Source organism: Streptomyces sp. NPDC052301, from assembly GCF_044593395.1.
Classification (GTDB): Bacteria; Actinomycetota; Actinomycetes; order Streptomycetales; family Streptomycetaceae; genus Streptomyces.
Window position 1 is genome coordinate 238,314 of sequence record NZ_JBIUBE010000012.1, and the last position, 5,789, is coordinate 244,102.

Sequence of the window (5,789 nt, forward strand, 5' to 3'; positions counted from 1 at the left end):
GTGTAGGCGGGCCGGCGGCAGGCGCGCCGCGTCGGGCTGGCCCTCGAGATCGTGGTTGGGGGGGGGGGGGGGGTGGGGGCGGGGGCGGGGGGGGGGGGGGGGGGCGCGCCCCCCCCGGGCCGGGGGTCAGCCCTGCTGGGTCTTCAGGCCCTTGACCGACGTCACGACCTCGGCGGCGAGCTTCTTCGCGCTCGCGGCGCCGTTGTCGCTGCCGTCCGTGGACAGCACGCTGACGACGGCGGTGCCCACCCGGGCGGCGATCAGCGTGGTGCCGTTCGTCCAGGTCGGGTCGGTGAGCGTGATGGTGTACGCCTGGTCCCCGAGGCCGGGGGTCGGGACGCCGGTGACCTTCACCTTGCTGTTGGTGTCGGAGTCCGTGTAGCCGGGGCAGGCGGCGACGACCTTGGTCAGGCCCTTCATCACCTCGGCCGACGTCGAGCCGCGGTAGACGTCGATCTCCTGGTCGAGCTCGGCGGGGATCTTGCTGTCGGCGTGCGAGTTCTGCGCGAACGACACCCCGTCGATCCCGGTCAGACCGATCCACCCCGTGGAGCCGAGGTTCGCGCACTGCGGCTTGGCGGCGCTCTTGGTGGTCTGCGTCTGGTACGAGTCCCCGGTGTCCCGGCTCATGCTCGCGTCGAGGGCGAACGACGAGGGGAAGGACGACGCGGGCGCCAGGGCCTTCTTCAGCTGAGTGCCGGTCGGCAGGCCCGCGTCGGGGTCCTTGGCCTTGGTGGATGCGGCCGTGTCTTTGCCGGAGTCGCCGGAACCGGAGGAGCAGGCGGCCAGGGCCAGCGGGAGCGCCGCGACGGCGAGCACCTTCAGGGCACGGGAGGGGAGACGCATCGGATTCCTTGTCGGAAAGGTCGCACGGTGCCACGCCGGATGGGGGGTGGGACCGTGCGCACCTTCGCGTACGCGGGTGCGCCGGGGAGCCGGGCGGCAGGCCCGGGAGATCACGGACCGATCATGACCCTAGATCGTCTCAGGACACGAAATGATCACTGATCACCTATGAATCGGTCAAGTCACTGTCGTTCCGCTGTGGATTTACTCTCCATTGGTGAACCGGTCAGGCCCGGTGAACGCTCAGGCCCGTGCGCCGCCGTCCACGCGCAGCACCGTGCCGGTCACGAAGGAGGACCGGTCGCTCAGCAGCCACGCCGCGGCCTGGGCGATCTCCTCGGGGTCGGCCGCGCGGCGCAGCGGGGTGAGTGCCGTGAGCCGGTCCTGCAGGCCGGGTGACGCCGACTCCCAGGTCCGGATCATCTCCGTCAGGGTGTTGCCGGGAGCGATCGCGTTCACGCGGATGCCCTCGGGGCCGTAGGTGACGGCCGCCGACTCCGTCAGGCTGTTCACCGCCCGCTTCATCGCCCCGTACGCGGGCAGCTCCGGGTTGCCCCTCAGGCTGCCGACGGACGAGTTGTTGACGATGGCGCCCTTCCCGGCCGTGGCCCGGATCGCGGCGACCTCGGCGACCGTCGCCAGCCAGACACCCTTCAGGTTCACCGTGTAGACGCGGTCGAACTCCGCCTCCCGGAGCTCGTCCAGGGGCCCTGGCGGCTGGATCGTCGCCCCGTTGTTGAAGGCGATGTCGAGCCGCCCGTACAGCTCCACGGCCCGGTCCACGGCGGCGCGCACACTCACGGCGTCGGCGAGGTCGCACACGACGTGGTCGGCGGTCCCGCCCGCTGCCCGCACCTCCTCGGCCACGGCCCTGAGCTGGCCCTCCGTACGGGCCGCGAGCAGGACCCGCGCTCCCTCCCGGGCGAACAGCCGTGCCGCGGCGGCGCCGATGCCACGCCCGGCACCGGTGACGAAGGCGACCTTGCCGGCCAGCAGACCCGGAGGTGTCCCGGTGGTCCGGGCGGTGTGCGGAACCCGCGAGATGTCGTTCCGTGTGTCGTCCATGGCAGCGAGCCTGCTCCTGCGCGCGGGGCCCATCCAGGCACCGGCAGTACCTGGATGGGCCCCACGGGACACCCGCACACTGGACAGGTGGACAGAGCAGAACTGGCGGCCTTCCTGCGCAGCAGGCGGGAGCGGATCGCCCCCGCCGACGTCGGCCTGCGGGCCGGTCCGCGCCGGCGCACACCGGGGCTGCGGCGCGAGGAGGTGGCGCTCCTCGCGTTCATCTCGACCGAGTACTACACGCGGCTGGAGCAGGCCCGCGGCCCGCGCCCGTCGCGCGAGGTGCTGGCCGGGCTGGCCCGGGCGCTGCGGCTGTCGGACGCCGAACGCGATCACCTCCACCTCCTGGCCGGCACCCCACCGGACCCTCCGCCCGGCCCCCCGCGCGAGGTGCGGCAGAGCATCCTCGACCTGGTGCACCGGCTGCCGCGGTCCGCGGTCTTCGTGACCTCGGCCATGCTGGAGGTGCTCGCGTGGAACGAGCTGGCGGCGGCCCTCATGGAGGACTTCTCGGCCCTGCCGCGCCGCGACCGCAACCTGGCCCGCCGGGTCTTCCTCGGGCCGTACCCCGACGGGCGCCGGCTGTACGGGGTGTCGGACGCCGACGCGTTCGCCCGCCACGCGACCGGGCGGCTGCGCAGGGCCGCCGCCCGCTACCCGGGGGATCCCGAGGTGGCCGGGCTCATCCGGGAACTCCGGGACGGCAGCGAGGAGTTCGCCCGGCTCTGGGCCGCCCACGACGTGGACGCGGGACCCGCACCGTGCAAGACGTTCCAGCACCCGCTGGTCGGGCCGGTCACCGTCGGCTGTGACGCCCTCGGCGTCGCCGACCGGGACCAGCAGGTGGTGATCTACACCGCCGTGCCGGGCTCCCGGTCCGAGGAGGCGCTGCGTCTGCTGTCGGTCGTCGGCACCCAGCGCATGGACGCGCCCGGCTGAGCCGCGCCGACGGATGCAACACCACGGTCGACCATGAGGGAAAATAGTTGCCCTGAGTAACTAGGACTCCGGAAGGTCCCGCATGCCGCACCTCACCATCGACCACTCCTCCCGGCTGGCCGGAGTCTTCGACACCGGCGCCTTCGTGAAGGAGCTCCATCCGCTCGTGGTCGAGGAGTCCGGTACGGCGGGCGTCTGCAAGACGCTGGTCCGTGCCGCGGAGACGTACGTCGGGGACGTGTTCAGCGGGGAAGCCGGCTTCGTGCACGTGGAGGTGGGCCTCATGCCCGGCCGCCCCGAGGAGCAGCGGGCACGGCTGTCCGAGAGGGTGCTGGCCCTGCTCGACCGGCACCTGCGGGCGGACGGAGTGCGGGAGGTGGCCCTGTCGGTGGAGGTGAGAGAGCTGGCCGGCTCCTATCGGCTGTCGTCCGTGCGGTGAACGGCCGGGGACGGTCGTAATCCGCTCGCACGGGTGGCCACCTGATGAGATGATCTTCGTCTCGGGTCACTACGATATGGACCCAAGACAACCATTCGACCGGCCCGTTGGACGCGTGCCGGTCGGGGTCGCCGATGCCAGGGACCGCTCCCCGGGCTGCGGTGATCTTCCTGTCCAGGAGGACCTTCCGCATGTTCCGACGTATTGGCAGCACAGTCGTCCGACATCCCGTGTGGACGATCGTGGCATGGCTGATAGCCGCGGTGGCGATCGTCGCCACCGCGCCGAGTCTGCCCTCGAACAGTGACGAGAGCAGCTTCCTACCCAAGAGTTACGAGTCCATCAAGGCGGCGGATCTCCAGGAGAAGGCGTTCCCCAGCGCCTTCACCCCGTCCGCGATCGCGCTGTACCAGCGCACGGACGGCGGCAAGCTCACCGCCGCCGACAAGCAGGACGTGGCCCGGATCACCGCAGAACTGGGCAAGAAGCACATCGACCAGGTGCAGAAGGTCGTCCCCGGCCAGCCGTCCAAGGACGGCAGGTATGACCTCACCCTGGTCCAGATGGACAGCAAGAACGCCGGCCAGCCCAAACAGGCCGACGCGGCCAAGGTGTTGCGTGACGACGTCAAGCAACTGGCCAAGGGCACCCATCTCGACGTCAAGCTCGGCGGTTCGGCCGCACAGGCCCTCGACCAGCAGGACTCGTCCAAGCGTGGTCAGGCGCTGATCGGCATCGGCACCTTCGCGATCATCCTGGTGACGCTGCTGATCATCTTCCGGGCACCGATCCTGGCCGTACTGCCCCTGGTCCTGATCGGCCTGGTGTCGGCCGTCGCCAACGGCCTGATCGCCTACGCCACCAAGCTGTTCGACCTGCAGGCCAACAGCTCGATCTCCTCGATCCTGATCGTCGTGCTGTTCGGCGTGGGAACGGACTACTTCCTGTTCCTGATGTTCCGTTACCGCGAACGCCTGCGAGCCGGTGACGAGCCCAAGCAGGCCATGGTCAACGCGGTCGACCGGGTCGGCGAGGCCATCGCCTCGGCCGCCGGTGCGGTCATCATCGCCTTCCTCGCACTGGTGCTGTCCACGCTGGGCTTCCTCAAGCAGATGGGCCCGGCGCTCGCCATCGCGGTCGCCGCCACGCTGATCGCGGGCCTGACCCTGATCCCGGCCGTGGTCTCGCTGATCGGGCCGAAGGTCTTCTGGCCCTCCAAGTCCTGGCAGCGGGAACCGGACAACGCCCGCTTCGCCGCGCTCGGCCGCGGTGTGCAGCGCCGCCCGGCCCTGACGGCCGCGGTGTCCGGCCTCGTCCTGATCGTGCTGGCGCTCGGCACGATCGGGTACAAGGCCACGTTCGACCTGGCGTCGGGCTCCATGCCCAAGACCAAGGAGTCCATGGTCGTCCAGGACCAGATGCAGAAGGCCTACTCGGCGGGCGCCGCGGCACCCACCGACGTCTACCTGTCCAGCACCGACGGCAAGCCGCTGGACAAGGCCGGCTTCGACGCGTACGCGCAGAAGCTGGGCGCCGTGGACGGTGTGGCGAGCGCCCGTATGACCCAGGTGAACCAGGCCGGCACCACGGCGGACTTCACCGTCACGCTCAAGTACGAGGCCTCGACGGACAAGGCCATCGACACCGTGGGGCGGGTGCGCGACGTCGCCCACTCCGACGCACCCGACGGCACACACGCCGTCGTAGGCGGCATGTCCTCGATCTACAAGGACATCAACACCGCGGTCAACCACGACTACCGCACCGTCTTCCCGGTCGCGGCCGTCCTCATCATGATCATCCTGGGCCTGCTGCTGCGCAGCGTGGTCGCCCCCTGGTACCTGATGGCGTCGGTGGGCCTCGGCTTCGGCGCGACCCTCGGCGCAACCGTGTGGATCTTCCAGAAGGGCCAGGGCCACTCGGGCCTGATGTTCATGCTCCCGGTGATCATGTATCTCTTCGTGGTCGCCATCGGCACCGACTACAACATCCTCATGATCGCCCGACTCCGTGAGGAGGCCCGCGAGGGCCGGGAGCCGCGCGAGGCGGCCGGTATGGCGCTGCGGCACGCCGGGCCGACCGTGGCCGCGGCCGGCTTCATCCTGGCGGCGACCTTCGCCACGATGATGCTGGCGGGCAACTCGCTGCTCACGGAGATGGGTTTCGCGGTCTCCTTCGGCATCGCCGTCGCCGCCTTCGTGATGGCGATGTTCTTCACGCCGAGCCTCACCGCCCTCATCGGCCACGCCGCATGGTGGCCGGGGCACGGGGACCGCAGCGAGAACACGGGAGCCGGGACGGGCACCGGAACCGACGGCGCCGGATGGACCTCCGGCGACGAGCGGGGCTCCGTCGCCCACGATCCCGCGGGGCGCCGCAGCTAGGCGCAGCACGACGGGGGGGGGGGGGGGGGGGGGGGGGGGGGGGGGGGGGGGGGGGGGGGGGGGGGGGGGGGGGGGGGCGGGGGGCGGGGCGCGGCGGCGCGCGCGGCGGGCGCCGC

The 5,789-nt window shown here is 71.3% G+C and carries 5 protein-coding genes; 3 read left to right on the forward strand and 2 right to left on the reverse strand.

The annotated features are described in order from the left end of the window. Positions 1–126 precede the first annotated feature (126 nt). Positions 127–846 (reverse strand): hypothetical protein, encoded by a 720-nt coding sequence (locus tag ACIHEJ_RS30225; RefSeq protein WP_400140252.1) that lies wholly within the window; start codon positions 844–846, stop codon positions 127–129. 243 nt (positions 847–1,089) lie between these two features. Next, positions 1,090–1,911, reverse strand: coding sequence for an SDR family NAD(P)-dependent oxidoreductase (locus ACIHEJ_RS30230; RefSeq protein ID WP_400140253.1), 822 nt, complete (start codon positions 1,909–1,911; stop codon positions 1,090–1,092). An 87-nt stretch (positions 1,912–1,998) separates the two neighbouring features. Here ACIHEJ_RS30230 and ACIHEJ_RS30235 point away from each other — a divergent pair, with 87 nt between their 5' ends. The 3 genes from ACIHEJ_RS30235 (at position 1,999) to ACIHEJ_RS30245 (ending at position 5,673) form a co-directional block, all read left to right on the forward strand. Next, the gene (locus ACIHEJ_RS30235; RefSeq protein WP_400140254.1) at positions 1,999–2,850 is read left to right on the forward strand and encodes a helix-turn-helix transcriptional regulator; all 852 of its coding nucleotides are present in this window, start codon (positions 1,999–2,001) and stop codon (positions 2,848–2,850) included. A gap of 82 nt (positions 2,851–2,932) precedes the next feature. Further along, positions 2,933–3,289, forward strand: coding sequence for a 5-carboxymethyl-2-hydroxymuconate Delta-isomerase (locus ACIHEJ_RS30240; RefSeq protein ID WP_400140255.1), 357 nt, complete (start codon positions 2,933–2,935; stop codon positions 3,287–3,289). 191 nt (positions 3,290–3,480) lie between these two features. Further along, positions 3,481–5,673: an MMPL family transporter gene (locus ACIHEJ_RS30245; RefSeq protein WP_400140256.1), complete on the forward strand. Its 2,193-nt coding sequence runs from the start codon at positions 3,481–3,483 to the stop codon at positions 5,671–5,673. Positions 5,674–5,789 lie beyond the last annotated feature (116 nt).

Coding starts and splice junctions, on each gene's coding strand:
- ACIHEJ_RS30225 (WP_400140252.1), bottom strand. CDS start 846: ATGCGTCTCCCCTCCCGTGCCCTGAAGGTGCTCGCCGTCGCGGCGCTC.
- ACIHEJ_RS30230 (WP_400140253.1), bottom strand. CDS start 1,911: ATGGACGACACACGGAACGACATCTCGCGGGTTCCGCACACCGCCCGG.
- ACIHEJ_RS30240 (WP_400140255.1), top strand. CDS start 2,933: ATGCCGCACCTCACCATCGACCACTCCTCCCGGCTGGCCGGAGTCTTC.
- ACIHEJ_RS30245 (WP_400140256.1), top strand. CDS start 3,481: ATGTTCCGACGTATTGGCAGCACAGTCGTCCGACATCCCGTGTGGACG.